The organism is Burkholderia sp. MS389, from assembly GCF_016899425.1.
GTDB lineage: Bacteria > Pseudomonadota > Gammaproteobacteria > Burkholderiales > Burkholderiaceae > Burkholderia > Burkholderia sola.
On record NZ_CP045994.1, the window covers coordinates 339242 to 366241 of the forward strand.

The window sequence follows — 27000 nt, forward strand, 5'->3', positions numbered from 1 at the left end:
CCTCGCGAGCGGCCGTTCTCGTGGCAACGCATGCGCGTTCCATATGTAAACAGACCCTAGTGTAAGCGAGATGTGTGACGGCGAGAAACCGTCAGGCGCCGCGACGCGACGCCGCTCAACGCTCGTCGAAGCTCACGACGACCTTGTCGCTGATCGGGTGGCACTGGCACGTGAGCACGAAACCGTCCTTCACTTCGTGCGCCTCGAGCGTGTAGTTCTTCTCCATCCGCACTTCGCCTTCGACCACCTTCGCGCGGCACGTGCAGCACACGCCGCCCTTGCATGCGTACGGCAACGCGAGGCCCGCGCGCAGGCCCACGTCGAGCAGGCTCACGCCTTCGTACGGCAGACGCAGCTTGCGCTTCTTGCCGTCGAGCACGATTTCGAGGTCGGCGGCCGGCGTCTGGTCGGTGATCTCGACGACCGGTGCGCCGGCCTGCGGCAGCGGCGTGCCGAAGCGCTCGACGTGCACCTTCGCCTGCGGCACGCCGGCCGCGTTCAGCGCGGCTTCGGCCGCGTCCATCATCGGCGCCGGGCCGCAGATGAACGCCTCGTCGATCGCGTCGGCCGGCGTCAGCGTCGCGAGGAATTCCGCGCATTTCGCCTGGTCGAGCACGCCGTTGAACAGCTCGACGTCCTGCAGGTCGTCCGACAGCACGTGATAGAGGACGAAGCGGTTCATGTAGCGGTTCTTCAGGTCCTCGAGCTCCTCCGCGAACATGATCGCGTCGACGCTGCGGTTGCCGTAGATCAGCGTGAACGTGCTGCGCGGCTCGAGTTCGAGCGTCGTCTTCACGATCGCGAGCACCGGCGTGATTCCCGAGCCGCCGGAAAACGCGACGTACTGCTTGCCATGGTCGGCGTTCAGGTGCGTGAAGAAGCGGCCGTCCGGCGTCATCACGTCGATCGTGTGGCCGGGCTTCAGCGTGTCGAACGCGAAGTTCGAGAAGCGGCCGCCGCGCACGCGCTTGATGCCGATGCGCAGTTCGCCGTCGCGATCGTAGTCCGTCGTGCCGACGCAGATCGAATACGAGCGGCGCGTCTCCTCGCCGTCGATGTGGGCCTTCAACGTGACGAACTGGCCCTGCGTGAAGCGGTACGCGTCGCGCAGCTCGGGCGGCACGTCGAACGAGACGGTCACGGCGTCGGCGGTCTCGGGCCGCACGTCGCGGATACGCAGCGGGTGAAATTGCGGGGTCGCCATATTCAGTAGGGTTTGAAGTAGTCGAAGGGTTCGCGGCAGTCGACGCAGCGATACAGCGCCTTGCAGGCCGTGGACGCGAATTGCGCGAGACGTTCGGTGCGCGCGGAGCCGCAGCGCGGGCAGGTGGGCGCCGCGACCGGCCGCGGCACGAAGCGCACGACGTTCTCCCGCGGCACGGCGCTGCCGCACTGGCCGACCGGCGGCGCGATGCCGTACGCGCGCAGCTTGTCGCGCGCTTCCTGCGTGATCCAGTCGGTCGTCCACGCGGGGGCGAGCACCGTCTCGATCCGGTGCGGCGGCAGATCGGCGGCCTGCAGCGCGGCGGCGATGTCCTCGGCGATCTGCGACATCGCCGGGCAGCCCGAGTAGGTCGGCGTGATCACGACTTCGAGCTGGCCGTCGTCCGCGCGGCGGACGTCGCGCAGGATGCCGAGCTCGCGGATCGACACGACCGGAATCTCCGGATCGGGCACGGCTTCGAGTACGTCCCACGCGTGGGCGAGCAGCGGATCGTCGCGGTGCGCGGCGGCGGTAGGGGCGGCGGTCTGGGCGGACATCGGCGGGCTCCGTGGCGTGGGCCGGTTACCAGCTCGCGCCGGGGTGCTGGCGCGCGAGGCTCTGCATTTCGGCGAGCAGGTAGCCCATGTGTTCCGAATGCTCGCCCTGCTTGCCGGTCGTCACGTGCTTCACCGGTGCCGGCAGCGCGAGCGTGGCCTCCGCGAGCGCGTCGTCCACGTCCGCGCGCCACGCGGCCTCGAGCGCGGCCGGCGCCGGGCCGATGCCCGCGGCGACGATCGCGTCGTCGATCGCATCGGCGGCGAAGCATTCGCGCGTGTACGGCATCAGGTAATCGAGCGCGGCCTGCGCGCGGCGGTGCGATTCGTCGGTGCCGTCGCCGAGGCGCACGAGCCATTCGCGCGCATGCTGGACGTGATAGCGGGTTTCCTTCACCGATTTCGCGGCGATCGCGGCGAGCTGCGTGTCGGTCGACGTTTCCAGCGCGCTCCACACGTGCAGCATCAGCGCCGCGTACAGGAAGTTGCGCACGATCGTCACCGCGTAGTCCTTGTCGGCGTGTGCGGTGCCGGAGACGGGCCCGTAGTGCGGCAGTTCGGCGAGCGTGAAGTTCGCGAACTCGCGCTCGGTGCGGAAGTACGCGTAATCGTCTTCCGTCTTCGCCGCGCCGGTGAGCTGACGCTCGAGCTCGGCCGCGTGCGTATACAGCATGCGCGCCTGGCCGATGAGGTCGAGGCTCATGTTGGTGAGCGCGATGTCTTCCTCGAGGATCGGGCCATGGCCACACCATTCGGCGTTGCGCTGACCGAGGATCAGCGCGTTGTCCGCGAGGCGCAGCACGTAGGAGAGGTGTTCGGGCGTGATCGTCATGGTGCGGGCGTTACATGTGGTTGACTTCGTCGGGCAACGTGTAGAACGTCGGGTGACGGTAGATCTTGTCGCCCGCCGGTTCGAACAGTTCGGCCTTCTCGCTCGGGTCCGATGCGGTGATCGCCGACGACGGCACCACCCAGATGCTCACGCCTTCCTGGCGCCGCGTGTAGACGTCGCGCGCCATGCGCAGCGCCATCGTCGCGTCGGCGGCGTGCAGGCTGCCGCAGTGCTTGTGGTCGAGGCCCTGCTTGCTGCGCACGAACACTTCCCAGATCGGCCATTCCTTGTTCATCGCTTTCTCCTGATTCCTGAATTCGGGGGGTGCCGCTCAGGCGGCGTGCTGTTCGGCGCGGGCGCGACGCTTCGCTTCGTGCGCGAGCGCGGCTTCGCGCACCCAGGCGCCGTCCTCGTGTGCTTTCACGCGAGTCGCGAGGCGTTCCTTGTTGCACGGGCCGTCGCCATTGACGACGCGCCAGAATTCGTCCCAGTCGATCGCGCCGTAGTCATAGTGGCCGCGCGCCTCGTTCCATTTCAGGTCGGGGTCGGGCAGCGTCACGCCGAGCACCTTTGCCTGATCGACCGTCGCGTCGACGAATTTCTGGCGCAGGTCGTCGTTCGAGATCCGCTTGATGCCCCATTTCGCGGACTGGCTGCTGTGGACCGAATCGGCGTCGCTCGGGCCGAACATCATCAGTACCGGCCACCACCAGCGGTCGACGGCCTGCTGGACCATCGCGCGTTGCGCGTCGCTGCCCTTCATCATCGACAGCAGCGCGTCGAAACCCTGGCGCTGGTGGAACGACTCTTCCTTGCACACGCGGATCATCGCGCGCGCATACGGGCCGTACGTGCAGCGGCACAGCGGGATCTGGTTCATGATCGCGGCGCCGTCGACGAGCCAGCCGATCACGCCGACGTCGGCCCAGGTCGGCGTCGGGTAGTTGAAGATGCTCGAGTATTTCGCCTTGCCGGCGTGCAGCGCGTCGATCAGCGAATCGCGCGATACGCCGAGCGTTTCGGCCGCGCTGTACAGGTAGAGGCCGTGGCCGGCTTCGTCCTGCACCTTCGCGAGCAGGATCGCCTTGCGCTTCAGGCTCGGCGCGCGCGAGATCCAGTTGCCTTCCGGCAGCATGCCGACGACTTCCGAATGCGCGTGCTGCGAGATCTGGCGTACCAGCGTCTTGCGATATGCGTCGGGCATCCAGTCCTGCGGTTCGATCTTGCCGTCCGCGGCCATCACCGCATCGAACCGCGCCTGTTCGGGCGACTCGGCTGCGGCATCGAGCGGCGCGACGTTGCCGGGGATGTCGAGGGATTGCGTGTACATGGCGAAAGCTCTCGTCCGGTTGAATGTGTGCGAAGTATAAACCAACCGACCGGTCGGTTAATAAATTTGTTGCGAATTTTCGGCGAGACACGGGTAAACGAGGGACGTCGGGGCGCGATCCGGTCGCGCACGTGTGGCCTCGCACGTGGGTCTCGCGTCTTCTGCGGCACAATGCCCGCTTTCCGATGAGGATTTTGCCGATGTCATTTCGAAGCAGTGTCGCCGCGGCCGTGCTGGGCGCGGCCGTTTTCGTGTCGCCGCTTGCGGCGTCGGCGGCGTCGGGCTCGCCGGTGGGTTGGGTCGCCGCGTGGGCGACCGCGCTGCAGCCGATTCCTGACCTCGCCGCACCGCCGCCGCTCTACCGCGCACCCGACGTGGCCGGGAGAACCGTGCGGCAGATCGTCTACCCGACCGTGTCGGGGCGGGCCGCGCGGATTCGCGTGAGCAACGCCTACGGTCGCGCGCCGCTGGTCGTCGAGGCCGCGAGCCTCGCGCGTGCCGGCGAAGGGGCCGCGCTCGCCGGCGGCGCGGTGGTACCGGTCCGGTTCGGCGGCAGCGCGTCGGTGACGCTCGCACCGGGCCAGGCGCGCGAAAGCGATCCGGTGTCGATCGACGTGACGGCCGCGCAGCCATATGCGATTAGTCTCCAGATGGGGCCGAACCAGCGGATGACGGTCTGGCATCGCGTGTCGAACCAGTTCAACTATGTGTCCGCGCCGGGCGATCAAGTGGGCAATCCGGGCGCCGACGTGTTCCGCACCCGCTTTACTCAATATGCATGGGTGACGGAACTTGCCGTCGAAGCCGGCTCCGCACGCGGCAGCGTCGCCGCGATCGGCGATTCGATCACCGACGGGTTGCGCTCCAGCGTGAACCGCAACCGTCGCTGGCCCGACGCGCTCGCACGCCGGCTGATGGCGTCGAGTGCCGATTCGATCGGCGTCGTGAATCTCGGCATCAGCGGGAACCGGCTGCTCAGCGATTCCGCGTGTTACGGCACGTCGCTGGCGTCGCGGTTCGAGCGTGACGCGCTGTCGCGCTCGGGCGTGAAGGCGGTGATCGTGCTGATCGGGATCAACGACATCAACTTTGCGGCGATGCCGCCGCGCGCGGGGCTCGATTGCGATCACCCGCATACGCAGGTGACCGCCGCGTCGCTGATCGACGGCTATCGCCGGCTGATCGACGCGGCGCACCGCCAGGGCGTGAAGGTCTTCGGCGCGACGCTGACGCCGGCGGCGTTGCCGCCCGGACGCGAAGCGATCCGGCTCGAGGTGAACCGGTGGATCCGGAGCGGAGGCGGGTTCGACGGCGTGGTGGACTTCGACGCTGTGCTGCGCGATCCGGCGCGCCCGAGCGTGCTGCAGCGCCGATACGATAGCGGCGACGGCATCCATCCGAGCGATGCGGGCTACACGGCGATGGCCGATGCGGTGCCGATCGAGCAACTGCAGGCTGCGGTGGGCGGCAAATGACGCGGCTCTATATATAGAGGGAAAGGTTGCCGACGGCCTGCGGGCCGGCAGCGCGACATCGTCCGTCGAGCCAGAAGCCTCCGTACGCGCCACCGCACGGAGGCTTTTTCAAACTTTCTTCACAAAGGGCTTGCGCGGATGGGGGCGGATGCATAGAATCACGCCTCTTTCGCGCTAACGGAAACGCGGCGCGGGAGGAAGGGAAGCGGTGCTGTTGGGGTTCGGTCGTAGCGAGCCTTGGCGGTACAGGAAGTTGAGCCCCGCAGTCGCAACGATGTAGTGTAAAAAGTTGTTGACGAGCTGCGAAACGCGGTTCATAATCTCGCTTCTCTGCTGCTGAAAACGCAGCGCTGCCGGGAAACACGGAGTTCCTCGCAGAATGCTCTTTAAAAATTAACAGCCGATAAGTGTGGGCGCTTGATGAAAGCGAGCTGATCCTCGGATCAGATAGCGAAAGTATCAAGAGTCTCACACTAAAGTAAGTCAGGTTTATGAAGTGATTCATATTCCTGTCAGCTTTGAGTGAGCGACCGGTTCTACGGAACCGAAAACAGTAACAGGTTTGAACTGAAGAGTTTGATCCTGGCTCAGATTGAACGCTGGCGGCATGCCTTACACATGCAAGTCGAACGGCAGCACGGGTGCTTGCACCTGGTGGCGAGTGGCGAACGGGTGAGTAATACATCGGAACATGTCCTGTAGTGGGGGATAGCCCGGCGAAAGCCGGATTAATACCGCATACGATCTACGGATGAAAGCGGGGGACCTTCGGGCCTCGCGCTATAGGGTTGGCCGATGGCTGATTAGCTAGTTGGTGGGGTAAAGGCCTACCAAGGCGACGATCAGTAGCTGGTCTGAGAGGACGACCAGCCACACTGGGACTGAGACACGGCCCAGACTCCTACGGGAGGCAGCAGTGGGGAATTTTGGACAATGGGCGAAAGCCTGATCCAGCAATGCCGCGTGTGTGAAGAAGGCCTTCGGGTTGTAAAGCACTTTTGTCCGGAAAGAAATCCTTGGCTCTAATACAGTCGGGGGATGACGGTACCGGAAGAATAAGCACCGGCTAACTACGTGCCAGCAGCCGCGGTAATACGTAGGGTGCGAGCGTTAATCGGAATTACTGGGCGTAAAGCGTGCGCAGGCGGTTTGCTAAGACCGATGTGAAATCCCCGGGCTCAACCTGGGAACTGCATTGGTGACTGGCAGGCTAGAGTATGGCAGAGGGGGGTAGAATTCCACGTGTAGCAGTGAAATGCGTAGAGATGTGGAGGAATACCGATGGCGAAGGCAGCCCCCTGGGCCAATACTGACGCTCATGCACGAAAGCGTGGGGAGCAAACAGGATTAGATACCCTGGTAGTCCACGCCCTAAACGATGTCAACTAGTTGTTGGGGATTCATTTCCTTAGTAACGTAGCTAACGCGTGAAGTTGACCGCCTGGGGAGTACGGTCGCAAGATTAAAACTCAAAGGAATTGACGGGGACCCGCACAAGCGGTGGATGATGTGGATTAATTCGATGCAACGCGAAAAACCTTACCTACCCTTGACATGGTCGGAATCCTGCTGAGAGGCGGGAGTGCTCGAAAGAGAACCGGCGCACAGGTGCTGCATGGCTGTCGTCAGCTCGTGTCGTGAGATGTTGGGTTAAGTCCCGCAACGAGCGCAACCCTTGTCCTTAGTTGCTACGCAAGAGCACTCTAAGGAGACTGCCGGTGACAAACCGGAGGAAGGTGGGGATGACGTCAAGTCCTCATGGCCCTTATGGGTAGGGCTTCACACGTCATACAATGGTCGGAACAGAGGGTTGCCAACCCGCGAGGGGGAGCTAATCCCAGAAAACCGATCGTAGTCCGGATTGCACTCTGCAACTCGAGTGCATGAAGCTGGAATCGCTAGTAATCGCGGATCAGCATGCCGCGGTGAATACGTTCCCGGGTCTTGTACACACCGCCCGTCACACCATGGGAGTGGGTTTTACCAGAAGTGGCTAGTCTAACCGCAAGGAGGACGGTCACCACGGTAGGATTCATGACTGGGGTGAAGTCGTAACAAGGTAGCCGTATCGGAAGGTGCGGCTGGATCACCTCCTTTCCAGAGCTTCTCGCAAAGTTGAGCGCTCACGCTTATCGGCTGTAAATCAAAGACAGACTCAGGGGTCTGTAGCTCAGTCGGTTAGAGCACCGTCTTGATAAGGCGGGGGTCGTTGGTTCGAATCCAACCAGACCCACCATTGTCTGACGTGTCGGTGATCGTTAGCGCTTTAGCGCTTACGAGCAGCCCATGCCGATAGGCTGTAGTACCTGAGGTCATCTGTACTCAATGGGGGCATAGCTCAGCTGGGAGAGCACCTGCTTTGCAAGCAGGGGGTCGTCGGTTCGATCCCGTCTGCCTCCACCAATCTTCAATGACAAGCGTTCGAACAAAGCGTCGTTCGAGTCTTTGTCATTGGCGATTGAGCCAGTCAGAGGATATCAACAGATATCGGCTGTCGTTCTTTAACAATCTGGAAGAAGTAAGTAATTTGGATAGCGGAAGCGTCTCGAGATGGACGTGGAAGTTATCCGGGTTGTGATTGTATCGATGTATCTCAAGATGATTCGAACTTCATTGTTCGGCTCGATTTTGGAATACGGCACAACGCGAGAACTCAACCTGTAGCGACTGTCGCGTCGAAAGATGAGACAGACTCGTTATAGGGTCAAGCGAACAAGTGCATGTGGTGGATGCCTTGGCGATCACAGGCGATGAAGGACGCGGTAGCCTGCGAAAAGCTACGGGGAGCTGGCAAACGAGCTTTGATCCGTAGATGTCCGAATGGGGAAACCCGGCCCTTTTGGGTCATCCTGGACTGAATACATAGGTCCAGTGAAGCGAACGCGGTGAACTGAAACATCTAAGTAACCGCAGGAAAAGAAATCAACCGAGATTCCCAAAGTAGTGGCGAGCGAAATGGGATGAGCCTTGCACTCTTTATTTGTATTGTTAGCCGAACGCTCTGGAAAGTGCGGCCATAGCAGGTGATAGCCCTGTAGGCGAAAACAGTATGAAAGAACTAGGTGTGCGACAAGTAGGGCGGGACACGTGAAATCCTGTCTGAAGATGGGGGGACCATCCTCCAAGGCTAAATACTCGTGATCGACCGATAGTGAACCAGTACCGTGAGGGAAAGGCGAAAAGAACCCCGGGAGGGGAGTGAAATAGATCCTGAAACCGCATGCATACAAACAGTCGGAGCCTCGCAAGGGGTGACGGCGTACCTTTTGTATAATGGGTCAGCGACTTACGTTCAGTAGCAAGCTTAACCGTATAGGGCAGGCGTAGCGAAAGCGAGTCCGAATAGGGCGTTCAGTTGCTGGGCGTAGACCCGAAACCAGGTGATCTATCCATGGCCAGGATGAAGGTGCGGTAACACGTACTGGAGGTCCGAACCCACTAACGTTGAAAAGTTAGGGGATGAGCTGTGGATAGGGGTGAAAGGCTAAACAAACCTGGAAATAGCTGGTTCTCTCCGAAAACTATTTAGGTAGTGCCTCGTGTCTCACCTTCGGGGGTAGAGCACTGTCATGGTTGGGGGGTCTATTGCAGATTACCCCGCCATAGCAAACTCCGAATACCGAAGAGTGCAATCACGGGAGACAGACATCGGGTGCTAACGTCCGGTGTCAAGAGGGAAACAACCCAGACCGCCAGCTAAGGTCCCCAAATATAGCTAAGTGGGAAACGAAGTGGGAAGGCTAAAACAGTCAGGAGGTTGGCTTAGAAGCAGCCACCCTTTAAAGAAAGCGTAATAGCTCACTGATCGAGTCGTCCTGCGCGGAAGATGTAACGGGGCTAAGCTATATACCGAAGCTGCGGATGCGAGCTTGCTCGCATGGTAGGAGAGCGTTCCGTAAGCCTGCGAAGGTGCCTTGTAAAGGGTGCTGGAGGTATCGGAAGTGCGAATGCTGACATGAGTAGCGATAAAGGGGGTGAAAGGCCCCCTCGCCGTAAGCCCAAGGTTTCCTACGCAACGTTCATCGGCGTAGGGTGAGTCGGCCCCTAAGGCGAGGCAGAAATGCGTAGCTGATGGGAAGCAGGTCAATATTCCTGCACCATTGTTAGATGCGATGGGGGGACGGATCGCGGAAGGTTGTCCGGGTGTTGGAAGTCCCGGTCGCTGCATTGGAGAAGGCGCTTAGGCAAATCCGGGCGCGCAATTCAAGGGTGTGGCGCGAGCTCCTTAGGGAGCGAAGCAATTGGAAGTGGTTCCAAGAAAAGCCTCTAAGCTTCAGTCTAACGATGACCGTACCGCAAACCGACACAGGTGGGCGAGATGAGTATTCTAAGGCGCTTGAGAGAACTCGGGAGAAGGAACTCGGCAAATTGGTACCGTAACTTCGGGATAAGGTACGCCCTTGTAGCTTGACTGGCCTGCGCCAGGAGGGTGAAGGGGTTGCAATAAACTGGTGGCTGCGACTGTTTAATAAAAACACAGCACTCTGCAAACACGAAAGTGGACGTATAGGGTGTGACGCCTGCCCGGTGCCGGAAGATTAAATGATGGGGTGCAAGCTCTTGATTGAAGTCCCGGTAAACGGCGGCCGTAACTATAACGGTCCTAAGGTAGCGAAATTCCTTGTCGGGTAAGTTCCGACCTGCACGAATGGCGTAACGATGGCCACACTGTCTCCTCCCGAGACTCAGCGAAGTTGAAGTGTTTGTGATGATGCAATCTACCCGCGGCTAGACGGAAAGACCCCATGAACCTTTACTGTAGCTTTGCATTGGACTTTGAACCGATCTGTGTAGGATAGGTGGGAGGCTATGAAACCGGAACGCTAGTTTCGGTGGAGCCGTCCTTGAAATACCACCCTGGTTTGTTTGAGGTTCTAACCTTGGCCCGTGATCCGGGTCGGGGACAGTGCATGGTAGGCAGTTTGACTGGGGCGGTCTCCTCCCAAAGCGTAACGGAGGAGTACGAAGGTACGCTAGGTACGGTCGGAAATCGTGCTGATAGTGCAATGGCATAAGCGTGCTTAACTGCGAGACCGACAAGTCGAGCAGGTGCGAAAGCAGGTCATAGTGATCCGGTGGTTCTGTATGGAAGGGCCATCGCTCAACGGATAAAAGGTACTCTGGGGATAACAGGCTGATACCGCCCAAGAGTTCATATCGACGGCGGTGTTTGGCACCTCGATGTCGGCTCATCTCATCCTGGGGCTGTAGCCGGTCCCAAGGGTATGGCTGTTCGCCATTTAAAGAGGTACGTGAGCTGGGTTTAAAACGTCGTGAGACAGTTTGGTCCCTATCTGCCGTGGGCGTTGGATATTTGAAGGGGGCTGCTCCTAGTACGAGAGGACCGGAGTGGACGAACCTCTGGTGTACCGGTTGTCACGCCAGTGGCATCGCCGGGTAGCTATGTTCGGAAGAGATAACCGCTGAAAGCATCTAAGCGGGAAACTCGCCTTAAGATGAGATATCCCTGGGGACTAGATCCCCTTGAAGGGTCGTTCGAGACCAGGACGTTGATAGGTCAGGTGTGTAAGCGCAGTAATGCGTTCAGCTAACTGATACTAATTGCCCGTAAGGCTTGATCCTATAACAAGTCTGTCTCGATGCCCGTTAGCGCTTTAGCGCTTACGGACATCGAGCGTCGAGTGTGAGGCACTCGACGTACGACGGTTGAACTACCGCGTACGTGTGAGATACAGCTCACAACCCAACTCAATTACTGCTTCTTCCAGGATTGGTTGTGCTGCGAAGCCAGCACAACAACCCCCTTTGCCTGATGACCATAGCGAGTCGGTCCCACCCCTTCCCATCCCGAACAGGACCGTGAAACGACTCTACGCCGATGATAGTGCGGATTCCCGTGTGAAAGTAGGTAATCGTCAGGCTCCCTCAAGCCAAAAACCCCCGTCCGAAAGGCGGGGGTTTTTGCATTTCGGCATTCCAAAAAGCATGTGGCGAGGCGTGACCGAGGCTACGTACGCCGGGCTCCTCTGCCGTAAACCATTGCAGCATCAAACTCCCCCAACCGCTTCCATCTCCGGCGATTCCGCCGATTATCGACCGTATCTTCGATCAAAACCGCAATTTGCTCCCCGCAAACGTATATCGACGAGCGCGATTGCGCGACCCGCTTCCTGCAGCCCGCCACCTCGTCTACTCCATCTTTGATCAAAGAGACCCGACCGAGGGGCCGCCAGCGCCGTGCGCGTAGCGGGCCGGACGAGATCAAAAACCGGCGCAGTCTCTTCTGACGCCCACTCGTTGACCGTCCAGTAGCGCGTAGATTTCCTCGATGAGCGAATAGGCTGCGCCGCCTACGCGGACTCGCTGTTTCCCCGCCGGCGCGGGCTATGTGCTGACTGCGCCGACGCTTGGCGCGCGTTCGGCGCGTATCGTATTCGGACCGCCGAACTGAGAGCCTCCGGCAGGTCAGCTCGTGTACCGCGTTCTAGCTATGATCGCGCGTCAGCTTGAGCATTGCCGGACAGCGCACGTTGGATGTCGACGCTCTGGCGCCATATATCGGTTTTATAACGACTTCGGATGCGTGAGGTACGGCGAAGGCGCCTGCGTCGAATCCGGCGCGGATATTCGTGTCCAGGGGCGAGGCGGGCGCGGCACGAGCAGTAGCGATATCGACTGTACGCAAAGATTCGCTGCGATAAGCCGGCCGGTGGCGTTAGGCGCCTTCCACGAAGGGGCGTAGGGCCGCCGAGCATGAGGACCAATCGATGCGGTGGCGGGAAGGTTATGGGGACGGTTGGACCTCCACGCACGTCGTCGCCGAGTAGCGGCTGTAAGCATCGCAGGGCCCGCAGAATCGCCAGGATTTATCCTCGGGGACATCGTCGGACCAGTGCGTGCCGATTCATCCGTTGTGCGCGCGCTACCCGATGGGCGCCCAACCCGCGCACTCGGCTTCGAGTGCGGTCTTCAACTGCTGATGCGCCCCAGGCGCCGAGCATCCCTCCCGGGCTCCGCGGAGAAGCCATCAGCCAGGCCTGCAGTCGGATCTTCCCGATCGGCCGCGTGTGGCGCCGGGCCCCTGCCGCAGCGTGGCAGGGGCAGCTGCAACCACGAAGAATGTCGTTACAGAGCAAGCGGGCGCATGGAGCCTTGTGCCGGTGTGGGAGAGCGACTCCAGACGAGTATCGTGCGTTCCCATGAGGCCGTCGAACACGACTGTGGCCGAATTCGGTGATGGGGCTGACCCGCTGCAACCGCGAGAAGGACGCCCGCCCGTACACGGCGCCCGCGGCAAATGACCACCAGGCGGTCCGCGGCACCGGCTGCCGGACCGCGATTGCGCGCCGGAAGCACCACCAACCCTCCCGCGAGCAACCACAGCCGGCTCACCAAACCCGCCCGGCACGAAATTTGCCGAAATTTTGTGTCTACCCGCTTGGCATTATGCGAAAGAGATCGTATGATGGCGGTCTTTCGTTTTTAGCGCAGATGCAGATCGGCGTTGAAGGCGGAGTCTGACGAAGATGTGGCGCCGGTCGGCAACATCTCGCGCTTGCCTTAGCCGGGCGAGAGCGGGGATCGGTGGGAAGCGGAAGTCGGGAAGAGAGTGAAAATAATCTTCCAGATATGCTTGACAGGAGTGCGATGCACCCCCATAATCGTCAGTTCTCTACGGAGGGGTGCCCGAGTGGCTAAAGGGGGCAGACTGTAAATCTGTTGGCTTACGCCTACGTTGGTTCGAATCCAACCTCCTCCACCAAGATATCAGCGCAGTGAGCGGCAAGGAATCGTTAGTGGCCCGTGCGGGTGTAGCTCAATGGTAGAGCAGAAGCCTTCCAAGCTTACGACGAGGGTTCGATTCCCTTCACCCGCTCCAGACCGCTAAGTTGAAGCGTAGCGCCCATGTGGCTCAGTGGTAGAGCACTCCCTTGGTAAGGGAGAGGTCGGCAGTTCGATCCTGCCCATGGGCACCAGCAGTAAAAAGTCAGTGTCTTGTTTGCGCGCGGCGCAACCTGTGAAATTCCTTCTGGGAGTCGAAAATGGCCAAGGGTAAATTTGAGCGGACCAAGCCGCACGTGAACGTTGGTACGATTGGTCACGTTGACCACGGCAAGACGACGCTGACGGCAGCGATCACGACGGTTCTGACGAAGAAGTTCGGCGGCGAAGCGAAGGCGTACGACCAGATCGACGCGGCACCGGAAGAAAAGGCGCGCGGCATCACGATCAACACGGCACACGTCGAGTACGAAACGGCTAACCGCCACTACGCACACGTCGACTGCCCGGGCCACGCTGACTATGTGAAGAACATGATCACGGGCGCAGCGCAGATGGACGGCGCGATCCTGGTTTGCTCGGCAGCAGACGGCCCGATGCCGCAAACGCGTGAGCACATCCTGCTGGCGCGTCAGGTTGGCGTTCCGTACATCATCGTGTTCCTGAACAAGTGCGACATGGTGGACGACGCAGAACTGCTCGAGCTGGTCGAGATGGAAGTTCGCGAGCTCCTGTCGAAGTACGACTTCCCGGGCGACGACACGCCGATCGTGAAGGGTTCGGCAAAGCTGGCGCTGGAAGGCGACACGGGCGAGCTGGGCGAAGTGGCGATCATGAGCCTGGCCGACGCGCTGGACACGTACATCCCGACGCCGGAGCGTGCAGTTGACGGCGCGTTCCTGATGCCGGTGGAAGACGTGTTCTCGATCTCGGGCCGCGGTACGGTGGTGACGGGTCGCGTCGAGCGCGGCATCGTGAAGGTCGGCGAGGAAATCGAAATCGTCGGTATCAAGCCGACGGTGAAGACGACCTGCACGGGCGTTGAAATGTTCCGCAAGCTGCTGGACCAAGGCCAGGCAGGCGACAACGTCGGTATCCTGCTGCGCGGCACGAAGCGTGAAGACGTGGAGCGCGGCCAGGTTCTGGCGAAGCCGGGTTCGATCACGCCGCACACGCACTTCACGGCTGAAGTGTACGTGCTGAGCAAGGACGAAGGCGGCCGTCACACGCCGTTCTTCAACAACTACCGTCCGCAGTTCTACTTCCGTACGACGGACGTGACGGGCTCGATCGAGCTGCCGAAGGACAAGGAAATGGTGATGCCGGGCGACAACGTGTCGATCACGGTGAAGCTGATTGCTCCGATCGCGATGGAAGAAGGTCTGCGCTTCGCGATCCGCGAAGGCGGCCGTACCGTCGGCGCCGGCGTCGTCGCCAAGATCATCGAGTAAGCCAGTTATTCGTTGATCGACAGTTTTGGGGCTGGCGTCAGCCGGCCCCAGCATGGTTTAGGGGTATAGCTCAACTGGCAGAGCGTCGGTCTCCAAAACCGAAGGTTGGGGGTTCGATTCCCTCTGCCCCTGCCAAAAATCGCCACGTGTCCCACGTGGCATTTGTTTTAAGGTGTTATGGCGAATCCATCCGTCGAAACTGTAAATACCTCCGGCGATAAGCTGATGCTGGCCCTGGGCGTATTGCTGGTGTTGGCCGGATTCGTGGGCTTCTTCTGGCTGGCCAATCAGCAGTGGTATGTCCGCGGTGCCGCGTTGGCGGTAGGTATCATCGCCGGCGTGGCCGTCGGGCTGATGTCCGCCCCTGGCAAGAGCCTCATCGCGTTTGCCAAGGATTCGTACAAGGAAGTCCGGAAGGTCGTATGGCCCACCCGCAAGGAAGCAACGCAAACCACACTCGTCGTGTTCGGTTTCGTGCTCGTGATGGCGATTTTCCTCTGGTTGAGCGACAAATCGATCGAATGGGTGATTTTCTCGGCGATTCTGGGTTGGAAATGATATGAGCGATACTCCGGCATCCCCGAGCGGAAAGCGTTGGTACGTCGTGCACGCCTACTCCGGTATGGAGAAGAGCGTGCAACGTGCGCTTCAGGAGCGCATTGAACGTGCTGGCATGCAGGACAAATTCGGTCAGATCCTGGTCCCGACCGAAGAAGTGGTCGAAGTCAAAGGCGGCCACAAGGCTGTGACCGAGCGTCGTTTCTTCCCCGGCTACGTGCTGGTGGAAATGGAAATGACGGACGAAACGTGGCACCTCGTGAAGAACACCGCGAAGGTCACCGGTTTCGTCGGCGGTGCGCGTAACCGCCCGACCCCGATTTCCCCGAAGGAAGTCGAGAAGATCATGTCGCAGATGCAGGAAGGCGTCGAAAAGCCGCGCCCGAAAACCCTGTTCGAAGTCGGCGAGATGGTGCGTGTCAAGGAAGGCCCGTTCACGGACTTCAATGGCACCGTCGAAGAAGTCAACTACGAAAAATCGCGTGTACGCGTGTCGGTCACCATCTTTGGTCGATCCACCCCGGTCGAACTCGAATTCGGCCAGGTCGAAAAAGTTTGACCCCGATTCGGTGGGCAGCCTCGGCTGCCCACCTTCGCGCTTACGGCCCGCGTCATGGCCGTTGAGGAGCGTCAGTAGCCAGCGGCGAACGCGCGTTATCACTCACCGAACGCCTTCTCCGGCGTTCCAATGAGGTTTCAAATGGCAAAGAAGATTATCGGCTTTATCAAGCTGCAGATCCCTGCAGGTAAAGCCAACCCGTCGCCGCCGGTCGGTCCGGCACTGGGCCAGCGCGGCCTGAACATCATGGAGTTCTGCAAGGCGTTCAACGCGCAGACTCAAGGCATGGAGCCGGGTCTGCCGGTGCCGGTGGTCATCACGGCATTCGCTGACAAGAGCTTCACGTTCGTGATGAAGACGCCGCCGGCAACCGTCCTGATCAAGAAGGCGGCGAAGGTGGACAAGGGCTCGAGCAAGCCGCACACCGACAAGGTCGGTTCGATCACGCGCGCTCAAGCCGAAGAAATCGCGAAGACCAAGATGCCGGACCTTACGGCAGCTGATCTGGACGCAGCCGTTCGCACCATCGCTGGTAGCGCACGCTCGATGGGTATCACTGTGGAGGGCGTGTAAATGGCTAAGATCTCCAAGCGCCGTCAGGCATTTGCCGCCAAGGTCGACCGTCAGAAGCTGTACGCGATCGAAGACGCACTGAGCCTCGTGAAGGAATGCGCGAGCGCGAAGTTCGACGAGTCGATCGACGTCGCAGTCCAGCTCGGCATCGATGCGAAGAAGTCGGACCAGGTCGTTCGTGGCTCGGTCGTTCTGCCGGCAGGTACGGGCAAGTCGGTTCGCGTTGCCGTGTTCGCGCAAGGCGAAAAGGCCGAGCAGGCACGTGCAGCAGGCGCGGAAATCGTCGGTATGGAAGACCTGGCTGAGCAGATCAAGGCTGGCCAGATGGACTTCGACATCGTGATCGCTTCGCCGGACACGATGCGTATCGTCGGTACGCTCGGCCAGATCCTCGGCCCGCGCGGCTTGATGCCGAACCCGAAGGTCGGTACGGTCACGCCGGACGTCGCAACCGCCGTCAAGAACGCGAAGGCTGGTCAGGTGCAATTCCGTGTCGACAAGGCCGGTATCATCCACGCGACCATCGGCCGTGCATCGTTCGAGCCGACCGCGCTGCGTTCGAACCTGTCGGCGCTGATCGAAGCGCTGCAGAAGGCGAAGCCGGCAACGAGCAAGGGCGTGTACCTGCGCAAGATCGCACTGTCGAGCACGATGGGCGTCGGCGTGCGCGTCGACCAGGCTACGCTGGCAGCGCAGTAAGCAAGTATTCGGGCCGCTTCGTTCGCGAGGCGGCCTACATGGGCTTTGGGCGGTTGTTCGTGCAGCAGGGCGAACAACCGGTTATCAAAGACCGTTGGTGGGGCGCAGCAGGCAGGCGATCCCTTAATTCAAGCCAACGCAGATGGCGAACCCGAAAAAGTTTTGCAGTGGTGAAGCCGCAGGCCGCGAAGCGATTCGCGGCGTGAGGTGGAAATACTCCTAACGAGGTCGGACGCCGTTGTTGAACGAGGTACGTGAGGTTTCGGCCATACCGGCCACGCCGAACGTATCGTTTCTGGAGGCTAACCGTGCCGCTTAATAGAGAAGACAAGCAAGCCGTCGTCGCTGAGGTTTCCGCGCAAGTCGCGAAGGCCCAGACCGTTGTGCTGGCTGAGTATCGTGGAATTGCGGTTGGCGATCTGACCAAGCTGCGCGCGAAAGCGCGTGAGCAACAGGTTTACCTGCGCGTGTTGAAGAACACGCTGGCGCGTCGCGCCGTCGAAGGTACGCCTTTTGCTCCGCTGGCAGAGCAGATGACTGGTCCCCTGATCTACGGCATCTCGGAAGATGCCATTGCTGCTGCCAAGGTCGTCAACGACTTCAGCAAGAGCAATGAAAAGTTGGTCATCAAGGCTGGTTCGTTCGATGGCAAGGTGATGGACAAGGCTGGCGTGCAAGCGCTGGCAAGCATCCCGAGCCGCGAAGAACTGCTCTCGAAGCTGCTGTTCGTTATGCAATCGCCTGTTTCGGGCTTCGCGCGTGCTCTCGCCGCGCTGGCCGAGAAGAAGCAAGCGGAAGCTGCGTAAGCGAACGTGCATCAGCGTTACTGATCGCTGGCTGTATCCGAATTCAATTTAGGAGTATTTCAAATGGCAATCGCAAAAGAAGACATCCTGGCAGCAGTCGAAGGGATGACCGTTCTGGAACTGAACGAACTGGTCAAGGCGTTCGAAGAGAAGTTTGGCGTGTCGGCAGCTGCAGTGGCAGTCGCTGGCCCGGCAGGCGGCGGCGCAGCTGCTGCAGCAGAAGAGAAGACCGAATTCACGGTCGTCCTGGCTGAAGCCGGCGCCAACAAGGTTTCGGTCATCAAGGCCGTTCGCGAACTGACGGGCCTGGGCCTGAAGGAAGCGAAGGATCTGGTTGACGGTGCACCGAAGCCCGTCAAGGAAGGCGTCGACAAGGCTGCTGCTGAAGAAGCCAAGAAGAAGCTGGAAGAAGCTGGCGCGAAGGTCGAAGTCAAGTAAGTTTCGGCGCGCTGTGCGAAGGCTGGCGGTATTTTCACCGCCGGCCTTTTTGTGCTTTGTGGGGTCGTTATTCTGGCACTCATTCGGGAGCCCGAATAATCGGCCCCAGAAGCCAAAGAAAACCGCCTGATCGTTGTGATGGATCACTCACGATTGGCGGTTCTCTTTGTCTTCTGAAGCGACTGCAGAAGGCAAGTTTGGTCGGGTAGCGGGCAACACAGGCATCCGCTGCCGTCAGCCAGCGGTTGGTAGCGGCCAACCACCAAGCTTCTCGGCTCGTTCAAGCCGTCGAACGGCCATCGGGTCTCAGTCGGTGAACACTCGGGTTTGAAACGTCCAGGTATTCCGCCTCGATAGCACCCGCCGTGATTCGGAGATCGTATGCAATATTCCTTCACCGAGAAGAAGCGCATTCGCAAGAGTTTCGCGAAGCGCCCCATCGTTCACCAAGTTCCGTTCTTGCTGGCTACCCAGCTTGAATCATTCAGCACGTTTCTGCAAGCCGATGTGCCCGCGACGCAACGTAAGCCTGAGGGTTTGCAGGCCGCGTTCACATCGGTATTTCCCATTGTTTCGCACAACGGTTTCGCGCGCCTCGAGTTCGTGAGCTATGCGCTGTCCTCGCCGGCATTCAACATCAAGGAATGCCAGCAGCGTGGCCTGACGTACTGCTCCGCGCTGCGCGCGAAGGTCCGCCTCGTCATCCTCGACAAGGAATCGCCGAACAAGCCGGTCGTCAAGGAAGTGAAGGAGCAGGAAGTGTACATGGGCGAAATTCCGCTCATGACGCCGACGGGCTCGTTCGTCATCAACGGCACCGAGCGTGTCATCGTCTCGCAGCTGCACCGTTCGCCGGGCGTGTTCTTCGAACACGACAAGGGCAAGACGCACAGCTCGGGCAAGCTGCTGTTCTCGGCACGGATCATTCCGTACCGCGGCTCGTGGCTCGACTTCGAATTCGATCCGAAGGACATCCTGTACTTCCGCGTCGACCGTCGCCGCAAGATGCCGGTCACGATCCTGCTGAAGGCCATCGGCCTGACGCCGGAACAGATCCTCGCGAACTTCTTCGTGTTCGACAACTTCACGCTGATGGACGAAGGCGCGCAACTCGAGTTCGTGCCCGAGCGCCTGCGTGGTGAAGTCGCGCGTTTCGACATCACGGATCGCGACGGCAAGGTCATCGTCCAGAAGGACAAGCGGATCAACGCGAAGCACATTCGCGACCTCGAAGCCGCGAAGACCAAGTTCATCTCGGTGCCGGAAGACTATCTGCTCGGCCGCGTGCTGGCGAAGAACGTCGTCGACGGCGACACCGGCGAAGTGATCGCGAGCGCGAACGACGAAGTCACGGAAAGCGTGCTCGAGAAGCTGCGCGAAGCGGGCATCAAGGACATCCAGACGCTCTACACGAACGATCTGGACCAGGGTCCGTACATCTCGTCGACGCTGCGTGTCGACGAAACGACCGACAAGACGGCCGCGCGCATCGCGATCTACCGCATGATGCGTCCGGGCGAGCCGCCGACCGAAGAAGCGGTCGAGGCGCTGTTCAACCGTCTGTTCTACAGCGAAGAAGCGTACGACCTGTCGAAGGTCGGCCGTATGAAGTTCAACCGCCGCGTCGGCCGTGACGAGATCGTCGGCCCGATGACGCTGCAGGACGACGACATCCTCGCGACGATCAAGATCCTCGTCGAGCTGCGCAACGGCAAGGGCGAAGTGGACGACATCGACCACCTCGGCAACCGTCGCGTGCGTTGCGTCGGCGAACTGGCGGAAAACCAGTTCCGCGCGGGTCTCGTGCGTGTGGAGCGCGCGGTCAAGGAACGCCTCGGCCAGGCCGAAAGCGAAAACCTGATGCCGCACGACCTGATCAACTCGAAGCCGATTTCGTCGGCGATCCGCGAGTTCTTCGGTTCGTCGCAGCTGTCGCAGTTCATGGACCAGACCAACCCGCTGTCGGAAATCACGCACAAGCGCCGTGTTTCCGCACTGGGCCCGGGCGGTCTGACGCGCGAGCGCGCAGGCTTCGAAGTCCGCGACGTGCACCCGACCCACTACGGCCGCGTGTGCCCGATCGAAACGCCGGAAGGTCCGAACATCGGCCTGATCAACTCGCTCGCACTGTACGCGCACCTGAACGAGTACGGCTTCCTCGAGACGCCGTACCGCAAGGTCGTGGACAGCAAGGTGACCGACCAGATCGACTACCTGTCGGCGATCGAGGAAGGCCGCTACATGATCGCCCAGGCGAACGCCGCGATCGACGAGAACGGCCAGCTGATCGACGAACTCGTGTCGTCGCGCGAAGCCGGCGAGACGATGATGGTCACGCCGGACCGTATCCAGTACATGGACGTCGCGCCGTCGCAGATCGTGTCGGTGGCAGCGTCGCTGATCCCGTTCCTCGAGCACGATGACGCGAACCGTGCGCTGATGGGTTCGAACATGCAGCGTCAGGCCGTGCCGTGTCTGCGTCCGGAAAAGCCGGTCGTCGGTACGGGCATCGAGCGCACCTGCGCGGTCGACTCGGGTACGACGGTCCAGGCGTTCCGCGGCGGTGTGGTCGACTACGTCGACGCAGGCCGTATCGTGATTCGCGTGAATGACGACGAAGCGGTCGCAGGTGAAGTCGGTGTCGACATCTACAACCTGATCAAGTACACGCGTTCGAACCAGAACACGAACATCAACCAGCGTCCGATCGTGAAGATGGGCGACAAGGTCTCGCGCGGCGACGTGCTGGCCGACGGCGCGTCGACGGACCTGGGCGAGCTCGCGCTCGGCCAGAACATGCTGATCGCGTTCATGCCGTGGAACGGCTACAACTTCGAGGATTCGATCCTGATCTCGGAGAAGGTGGTCGCGGACGATCGCTACACGTCGATCCACATCGAAGAGCTGAACGTCGTTGCACGCGACACGAAGCTCGGGCCGGAAGAAATCACGCGCGACATCTCGAACCTGGCGGAAGTCCAGCTCGGCCGTCTCGACGAATCGGGCATCGTGTACATCGGTGCGGAAGTCGAAGCGGGCGACGTGCTGGTCGGCAAGGTCACGCCGAAGGGCGAGACCCAGCTGACGCCGGAAGAGAAGCTGCTGCGCGCGATCTTCGGCGAGAAGGCTTCGGACGTGAAGGACACGTCGCTGCGCGTGCCGTCGGGCATGAGCGGCACCGTGATCGACGTCCAGGTGTTCACGCGTGAAGGCATCCAGCGCGACAAGCGTGCGCAACAGATCATCGACGACGAACTGAAGCGCTACCGTCTCGACCTGAACGACCAGCTGCGCATCGTGGAAGGCGACGCGTTCCAGCGTCTCGCGCGCATGCTCGTGGGCAAGGTCGCGAACGGCGGTCCGAAGAAGCTCGCGAAGGGCACGAAGATCGACCAGGCTTACCTGGAAGATCTCGACCACTACCACTGGTTCGACATCCGCCTCGCGGACGACGAAGCAGCGGCATCGCTCGAAGCGATCAAGAACTCGATCGAAGAGAAGCGTCACCAGTTCGACCTCGCGTTCGAAGAGAAGCGCAAGAAGCTCACGCAAGGCGACGAACTGCCGCCGGGCGTGCTGAAGATGGTCAAGGTGTACCTCGCGGTGAAGCGCCGTCTGCAGCCTGGCGACAAGATGGCAGGCCGTCACGGTAACAAGGGTGTCGTGTCGAAGATCGTCCCGATCGAAGACATGCCGTACATGGCCGACGGCCGTCCGGCAGACGTCGTGCTGAACCCGCTCGGCGTGCCGTCGCGGATGAACGTGGGTCAGGTTCTGGAAGTGCACCTCGGCTGGGCTGCGAAGGGCCTCGGCTGGCGTATCGGCGAAATGCTGCAGCGTCAGGCGAAGATCGAGGAACTGCGCGTGTTCCTGACGAAGATCTACAACGAGTCGGGCCGCCAGGAAGATCTGGAAAGCTTCACCGACGACGAGATCCTCGAACTCGCGAAGAACCTGCGCGAAGGCGTGCCGTTCGCGACGCCGGTGTTCGACGGTGCGACCGAGGAAGAAATGGGCAAGATGCTCGACCTCGCGTTCCCGGACGACATCGCCGAACAGCTCGGCATGAACCCGTCGAAGAACCAGGTCCGCCTGTACGACGGCCGCACGGGTGAAATGTTCGAACGTCGCGTGACGCTCGGCTACATGCACTACCTGAAGCTGCACCACTTGGTCGACGACAAGATGCACGCGCGTTCGACCGGCCCGTACTCGCTCGTCACGCAGCAGCCGCTGGGTGGTAAGGCGCAGTTCGGTGGCCAGCGCTTCGGTGAAATGGAAGTGTGGGCGCTCGAAGCGTACGGCGCGTCCTACGTGCTGCAGGAAATGCTGACGGTGAAGTCGGACGACGTGACCGGCCGGACGAAGGTGTACGAAAACCTCGTCAAGGGCGATCACGTGATCGATGCAGGCATGCCGGAATCCTTCAACGTGCTCGTGAAGGAAATCCGCTCGCTCGGTATCGATATCGATCTCGACCGCAATTAATCGGACTACGGAGAGAAAGCAATGAAAGCTCTGCTCGATCTATTCAAGCAAGTCCAACAGGAAGAAGTTTTCGACGCGATCAAGATCGGTCTGGCCTCGCCCGACAAGATCCGTTCGTGGTCGTTCGGCGAAGTGAAGAAGCCGGAGACCATCAACTACCGTACGTTCAAGCCGGAACGCGATGGTCTGTTCTGCGCGAAGATCTTCGGGCCGATCAAGGACTACGAGTGCCTGTGCGGCAAGTACAAGCGCCTGAAGCACCGCGGCGTGATCTGCGAGAAGTGCGGCGTCGAAGTGACGCTGGCGAAGGTGCGTCGCGAACGGATGGGCCACATCGAACTGGCCTCGCCGGTCGCGCACATCTGGTTCCTGAAGTCGCTGCCGTCGCGTCTGGGCATGGTGCTCGACATGACGCTGCGCGACATCGAACGCGTGCTGTACTTCGAAGCGTACGTGGTGATCGAACCGGGCATGACGCCGCTGAAGGCGCGGCAGATCATGACCGAAGAGGATTACTACAACAAGGTCGAGGAATACGGCGACGAATTCCGTGCCGAAATGGGCGCGGAAGGCGTGCGTGAACTGCTGCGCGCGATCAATATCGACGAGCAGGTCGAGACGCTGCGCACCGAGCTGAAGAACACCGGCTCGGAAGCGAAGATCAAGAAGTACGCGAAGCGCCTGAAGGTCCTCGAGGCATTCCAGCGTTCGGGCATCAAGCCCGAGTGGATGATCCTCGAAGTGCTGCCGGTGCTGCCGCCGGAACTGCGTCCGCTGGTGCCGCTGGACGGCGGCCGTTTCGCGACGTCGGACCTGAACGACCTGTATCGCCGCGTGATCAACCGTAACAACCGGTTGAAGCGTCTGCTCGAGCTGAAGGCGCCTGAAATCATCGTCCGCAACGAAAAGCGGATGCTGCAGGAAGCCGTCGACTCGCTGCTCGACAACGGTCGTCGCGGCAAGGCGATGACGGGCGCGAACAAGCGTCCGCTGAAGTCGCTCGCCGACATGATCAAGGGCAAGGGCGGTCGTTTCCGTCAGAACCTGCTGGGCAAGCGCGTCGACTACTCGGGCCGTTCGGTCATCGTGGTCGGCCCGACGCTGAAGCTGCACCAGTGCGGTCTGCCGAAGCTGATGGCGCTCGAACTGTTCAAGCCGTTCATCTTCAACAAGCTGGAAGTGATGGGCGTTGCCACGACCATCAAGGCTGCGAAGAAGGAAGTCGAGAACCAGACGCCGGTGGTGTGGGACATCCTCGAAGAGGTGATCCGCGAGCACCCGGTGATGCTGAACCGTGCGCCGACGCTGCACCGTCTCGGTATCCAGGCGTTCGAGCCGGTCCTGATCGAAGGCAAGGCGATCCAGCTGCACCCGCTCGTCTGCGCGGCGTTCAACGCCGACTTCGACGGTGACCAGATGGCCGTTCACGTGCCGCTGTCGCTCGAAGCGCAGATGGAAGCGCGCACGCTGATGCTGGCGTCGAACAACGTGCTGTTCCCGGCCAACGGCGATCCGTCGATCGTGCCGTCGCAGGATATCGTGCTGGGTCTGTACTACGCGACCCGCGAAGCGGTCAACGGCAAGGGCGAAGGCCTGTCGTTCACGGGCGTGTCGGAAGTCATTCGCGCGTACGAGAACAAGGAAGTCGAGCTGGCCTCGCGCGTCAACGTGCGGATCACCGAAATGGTCCACAACGAAGACACGTCCGAAGGCGCGCCGCCGTTCGTGCCGAAGATCACGCTGTACGCGACGACCGTCGGTCGCGCGATCCTGTCGGAGATCCTGCCGCACGGCCTGCCGTTCTCGGTGCTGAACAAGCCGCTGAAGAAGAAGGAAATCTCGCGCCTGATCAACACGGCGTTCCGCAAGTGCGGTCTGCGTGCGACGGTCGTGTTCGCCGACCAGCTGATGCAGTCGGGTTTCCGTCTCGCGACGCGTGCCGGCATCTCGATCTGCGTGGACGACATGCTCGTGCCGCCGCAGAAGGAAACGATCGTCGGCGACGCCGCGAAGAAGGTGAAGGAGTACGACCGCCAGTACATGTCGGGTCTCGTCACCGCGCAGGAACGCTACAACAACGTGGTCGACATCTGGTCGGCAACGTCGGAAGCGGTCGGCAAGGCGATGATGGAGCAGCTGTCGACGGAGCCGGTGACGGACCGCGACGGCAACGAGACGCGCCAGGAGTCGTTCAACTCGATCTACATGATGGCCGACTCGGGCGCCCGGGGTTCGGCGGTTCAGATTCGTCAGCTGGCCGGTATGCGTGGCCTGATGGCGAAGCCGGACGGCTCGATTATCGAGACGCCGATTACCGCGAACTTCCGCGAAGGTCTGAACGTGTTGCAGTACTTCATCTCGACCCACGGTGCACGTAAGGGTCTGGCTGATACGGCACTGAAGACCGCGAACTCGGGTTACCTGACACGTCGTCTGGTCGACGTCACGCAGGATCTGGTCGTGGTGGAAGACGATTGCGGCACGTCGAACGGCGTGGCGATGAAGGCGCTGGTCGAAGGTGGTGAAGTCGTCGAAGCGCTGCGCGACCGTATCCTCGGCCGCGTCGCGGTCGCGGACGTCGTGAACCCGGAAACGCAGGAAACGCTGTATGAATCGGGCACGCTGCTCGACGAAACGGCGGTCGAGGAAATCGAACGCCTCGGCATCGACGAAGTGCGCGTGCGCACGCCGCTGACCTGCGAGACGCGTTACGGCTTGTGCGCAGCCTGCTACGGTCGCGACCTCGGCCGCGGCTCGCTCGTGAACGTCGGCGAAGCGGTCGGCGTGATCGCGGCGCAGTCGATCGGCGAACCGGGCACGCAGCTGACGATGCGTACGTTCCACATCGGTGGCGCGGCATCGCGTGCGGCAGTGGCTTCGTCGGTCGAAGCGAAGAGCAACGGTATCGTTCGCTTCACGGCGACGATGCGCTACGTCACGAACGCGAAGGGCGAGCAGATCGTCATTTCCCGTTCGGGCGAAGCGATGATCACCGACGACTTCGGTCGCGAGCGCGAGCGTCACAAAGTGCCGTACGGCGCGACGCTGCTGCAGCTCGACGGCGCGACGATCAAGGCCGGCACGCAGCTCGCCACGTGGGATCCGCTGACGCGTCCGATCATCACCGAGTACGGTGGTACGGTGAAGTTCGAGAACGTCGAGGAAGGCGTGACCGTCGCGAAGCAGATCGACGACGTGACCGGCCTGTCGACGCTGGTCGTGATCGACGTGAAGCGCCGCGGTTCGCAGGCTTCGAAGAGCGTGCGTCCGCAGGTGAAGCTGCTCGACGCGAACGGCGAGGAAGTGAAGATTCCGGGCACGGAGCACGCAGTGCAGATCGGCTTCCAGGTCGGCGCGCTGATCACCGTGAAGGATGGCCAGCAGGTGCAGGTCGGTGAAGTGCTCGCACGTATCCCGACGGAAGCGCAGAAGACGCGTGACATTACCGGCGGTCTGCCGCGGGTGGCGGAACTGTTCGAAGCGCGTTCGCCGAAGGATGCCGGCATTCTCGCGGAAGTCACCGGTACGACGTCGTTCGGCAAGGACACGAAGGGCAAGCAGCGTCTCGTCATCACGGACCTCGAGGGCAACCAGCACGAGTTCCTGATCGCGAAGGAAAAGCAGGTTCTGGTTCACGATGCCCAGGTCGTCAACAAGGGCGAAATGATCGTGGACGGTCCGGCCGATCCGCACGACATCCTGCGTCTGCAGGGTATCGAGGCGCTGTCGCGCTACATCGTCGACGAAGTGCAGGACGTGTACCGTCTGCAGGGCGTGAAGATCAACGACAAGCACATCGAGGTGATCGTTCGCCAGATGCTGCGTCGTGTGCAGATCACCGACAACGGCGATACGCGCTTCATCCCGGGCGAACAGGTCGAGCGTTCCGACATGCTGGACGAGAACGATCGCATGATCGCCGAGGGCAAGCGTCCGGCTTCGTACGACAACGTGCTGCTCGGTATCACGAAGGCATCGCTGTCGACCGACTCGTTCATCTCCGCGGCATCGTTCCAGGAAACGACCCGCGTGCTGACCGAAGCGGCGATCATGGGCAAGCGCGACGATCTGCGCGGCCTGAAGGAAAACGTGATCGTCGGCCGTCTGATTCCGGCCGGTACGGGTCTCGCGTTCCACAAGGCACGCAAGGCGAAGGAATCGTCGGATCGCGAGCGTTTCGACCAGATCGCAGCGGAAGAGGCATTCGACTTCGGCACGCCGAGCGCGCCGGCGGAAGAGCCGCAACACCCAGCAGCCGAGTAAGCGCGGCGCGGCGCAAGCCGCGTTGCC

General features: G+C 61.1%; 15 protein-coding genes, 6 tRNA genes and 3 rRNA genes. 19 read left to right on the forward strand and 5 right to left on the reverse strand.

What is annotated here, in order from left to right:
* Positions 1-115: 115 nt before the first annotated feature.
* From paaE to paaA, 5 genes are read right to left on the reverse strand one after another with little or no spacing between them, the layout of a single operon-like run.
* Entirely contained in the window at positions 116-1204 is a 1089-nt protein-coding gene (paaE, locus tag GJG85_RS01530; RefSeq protein WP_050018278.1) for a 1,2-phenylacetyl-CoA epoxidase subunit PaaE, read from the reverse strand.
* Positions 1205-1206: 2 nt separating this feature from the next.
* Positions 1207-1761: a 1,2-phenylacetyl-CoA epoxidase subunit PaaD gene (gene paaD / locus GJG85_RS01535; protein WP_050018277.1), complete on the reverse strand. Its 555-nt coding sequence runs from the start codon at positions 1759-1761 to the stop codon at positions 1207-1209.
* Positions 1762-1786: 25 nt separating this feature from the next.
* The gene (paaC, locus tag GJG85_RS01540) at positions 1787-2590 is read right to left on the reverse strand and encodes a 1,2-phenylacetyl-CoA epoxidase subunit PaaC (RefSeq protein ID WP_050018276.1); all 804 of its coding nucleotides are present in this window, start codon (positions 2588-2590) and stop codon (positions 1787-1789) included.
* A 10-nt stretch (positions 2591-2600) separates the two neighbouring features.
* Positions 2601-2885 (reverse strand): 1,2-phenylacetyl-CoA epoxidase subunit PaaB, encoded by a 285-nt coding sequence (gene paaB / locus GJG85_RS01545; protein ID WP_006482881.1) that lies wholly within the window; start codon positions 2883-2885, stop codon positions 2601-2603.
* A gap of 36 nt (positions 2886-2921) precedes the next feature.
* Positions 2922-3920, reverse strand: a complete 999-nt coding sequence (paaA, locus tag GJG85_RS01550) for a 1,2-phenylacetyl-CoA epoxidase subunit PaaA (RefSeq protein WP_050018275.1) — start codon at positions 3918-3920, stop codon at positions 2922-2924.
* 200 nt (positions 3921-4120) lie between these two features.
* Here paaA and GJG85_RS01555 point away from each other — a divergent pair, with 200 nt between their 5' ends.
* The 19 genes from GJG85_RS01555 (at position 4121) to rpoC (ending at position 26973) form a co-directional block, all read left to right on the forward strand.
* Complete coding sequence (locus GJG85_RS01555) at positions 4121-5395, forward strand: SGNH/GDSL hydrolase family protein (RefSeq protein ID WP_050018274.1); 1275 nt, start codon at positions 4121-4123, stop codon at positions 5393-5395.
* Between the two features lie 564 nt (positions 5396-5959).
* Positions 5960-7492: ribosomal RNA gene (locus GJG85_RS01560) — 16S ribosomal RNA — on the forward strand.
* 62 nt (positions 7493-7554) lie between these two features.
* Positions 7555-7631, forward strand: a tRNA-Ile gene (locus GJG85_RS01565).
* A gap of 91 nt (positions 7632-7722) precedes the next feature.
* Positions 7723-7798, forward strand: a tRNA-Ala gene (locus tag GJG85_RS01570).
* Positions 7799-8097: 299 nt separating this feature from the next.
* Positions 8098-10978, forward strand: a 23S ribosomal RNA gene (locus GJG85_RS01575).
* A 186-nt stretch (positions 10979-11164) separates the two neighbouring features.
* Positions 11165-11277, forward strand: a 5S ribosomal RNA gene (gene rrf / locus GJG85_RS01580).
* Together the 16S, 23S and 5S rRNA genes with 2 tRNA genes alongside form the textbook arrangement of a ribosomal RNA operon.
* Before the next feature lie 1755 nt (positions 11278-13032).
* Positions 13033-13118 (forward strand) — tRNA-Tyr (locus GJG85_RS01585).
* Positions 13119-13161: 43 nt separating this feature from the next.
* Positions 13162-13235: transfer RNA gene (locus tag GJG85_RS01590), tRNA-Gly, on the forward strand.
* Between the two features lie 22 nt (positions 13236-13257).
* Positions 13258-13332 (forward strand) — tRNA-Thr (locus GJG85_RS01595).
* Between the two features lie 66 nt (positions 13333-13398).
* Positions 13399-14589 carry an elongation factor Tu gene (gene tuf, locus GJG85_RS01600; protein WP_011350666.1) on the forward strand — a complete coding sequence of 397 codons (1191 nt, stop codon included), beginning with the start codon at positions 13399-13401 and terminating at the stop codon, positions 14587-14589.
* Between the two features lie 59 nt (positions 14590-14648).
* Positions 14649-14724 (forward strand) — tRNA-Trp (locus GJG85_RS01605).
* Between the two features lie 42 nt (positions 14725-14766).
* Positions 14767-15147 carry a preprotein translocase subunit SecE gene (gene secE, locus GJG85_RS01610; protein ID WP_006482892.1) on the forward strand — a complete coding sequence of 127 codons (381 nt, stop codon included), beginning with the start codon at positions 14767-14769 and terminating at the stop codon, positions 15145-15147.
* Position 15148: 1 nt separating this feature from the next.
* A complete protein-coding gene (gene nusG, locus GJG85_RS01615) occupies positions 15149-15706 on the forward strand; it encodes a transcription termination/antitermination protein NusG (RefSeq protein ID WP_006400672.1) in 558 nt (185 codons plus the stop codon).
* Between the two features lie 141 nt (positions 15707-15847).
* Complete coding sequence (gene rplK, locus GJG85_RS01620) at positions 15848-16279, forward strand: 50S ribosomal protein L11 (protein ID WP_006477201.1); 432 nt, start codon at positions 15848-15850, stop codon at positions 16277-16279.
* Positions 16280-16978, forward strand: coding sequence for a 50S ribosomal protein L1 (gene rplA, locus GJG85_RS01625; protein ID WP_006482906.1), 699 nt, complete (start codon positions 16280-16282; stop codon positions 16976-16978).
* 308 nt (positions 16979-17286) lie between these two features.
* On the forward strand, positions 17287-17784 hold the full coding sequence (rplJ, locus tag GJG85_RS01630; protein WP_011546647.1) for a 50S ribosomal protein L10: 498 nt from the start codon (positions 17287-17289) through the stop codon (positions 17782-17784).
* A 63-nt stretch (positions 17785-17847) separates the two neighbouring features.
* Complete coding sequence (gene rplL / locus GJG85_RS01635) at positions 17848-18222, forward strand: 50S ribosomal protein L7/L12 (protein ID WP_006477198.1); 375 nt, start codon at positions 17848-17850, stop codon at positions 18220-18222.
* A gap of 381 nt (positions 18223-18603) precedes the next feature.
* On the forward strand, positions 18604-22710 hold the full coding sequence (rpoB, locus tag GJG85_RS01640) for a DNA-directed RNA polymerase subunit beta (protein ID WP_050013170.1): 4107 nt from the start codon (positions 18604-18606) through the stop codon (positions 22708-22710).
* 21 nt (positions 22711-22731) lie between these two features.
* On the forward strand, positions 22732-26973 hold the full coding sequence (gene rpoC / locus GJG85_RS01645; protein WP_050013169.1) for a DNA-directed RNA polymerase subunit beta': 4242 nt from the start codon (positions 22732-22734) through the stop codon (positions 26971-26973).
* Positions 26974-27000: the final 27 nt, after the last annotated feature.

What these genes read in the sequence shown, in the direction of transcription:
- paaC (WP_050018276.1), bottom strand. Translation starts at nt 2,590, where the DNA reads ATGACGATCACGCCCGAACACCTCTCCTACGTGCTGCGCCTCGCGGAC.
- paaE (WP_050018278.1), bottom strand. Translation starts at nt 1,204, where the DNA reads ATGGCGACCCCGCAATTTCACCCGCTGCGTATCCGCGACGTGCGGCCC.
- rplA (WP_006482906.1), top strand. Translation starts at nt 16,280, where the DNA reads ATGGCTAAGATCTCCAAGCGCCGTCAGGCATTTGCCGCCAAGGTCGAC.
- rplK (WP_006477201.1), top strand. Translation starts at nt 15,848, where the DNA reads ATGGCAAAGAAGATTATCGGCTTTATCAAGCTGCAGATCCCTGCAGGT.
- rpoB (WP_050013170.1), top strand. Translation starts at nt 18,604, where the DNA reads ATGCAATATTCCTTCACCGAGAAGAAGCGCATTCGCAAGAGTTTCGCG.
- rplL (WP_006477198.1), top strand. Translation starts at nt 17,848, where the DNA reads ATGGCAATCGCAAAAGAAGACATCCTGGCAGCAGTCGAAGGGATGACC.
- secE (WP_006482892.1), top strand. Translation starts at nt 14,767, where the DNA reads ATGGCGAATCCATCCGTCGAAACTGTAAATACCTCCGGCGATAAGCTG.
- nusG (WP_006400672.1), top strand. Translation starts at nt 15,149, where the DNA reads ATGAGCGATACTCCGGCATCCCCGAGCGGAAAGCGTTGGTACGTCGTG.
- GJG85_RS01555 (WP_050018274.1), top strand. Translation starts at nt 4,121, where the DNA reads ATGTCATTTCGAAGCAGTGTCGCCGCGGCCGTGCTGGGCGCGGCCGTT.
- tuf (WP_011350666.1), top strand. Translation starts at nt 13,399, where the DNA reads ATGGCCAAGGGTAAATTTGAGCGGACCAAGCCGCACGTGAACGTTGGT.
- paaA (WP_050018275.1), bottom strand. Translation starts at nt 3,920, where the DNA reads ATGTACACGCAATCCCTCGACATCCCCGGCAACGTCGCGCCGCTCGAT.
- paaD (WP_050018277.1), bottom strand. Translation starts at nt 1,761, where the DNA reads ATGTCCGCCCAGACCGCCGCCCCTACCGCCGCCGCGCACCGCGACGAT.
- paaB (WP_006482881.1), bottom strand. Translation starts at nt 2,885, where the DNA reads ATGAACAAGGAATGGCCGATCTGGGAAGTGTTCGTGCGCAGCAAGCAG.
- rpoC (WP_050013169.1), top strand. Translation starts at nt 22,732, where the DNA reads ATGAAAGCTCTGCTCGATCTATTCAAGCAAGTCCAACAGGAAGAAGTT.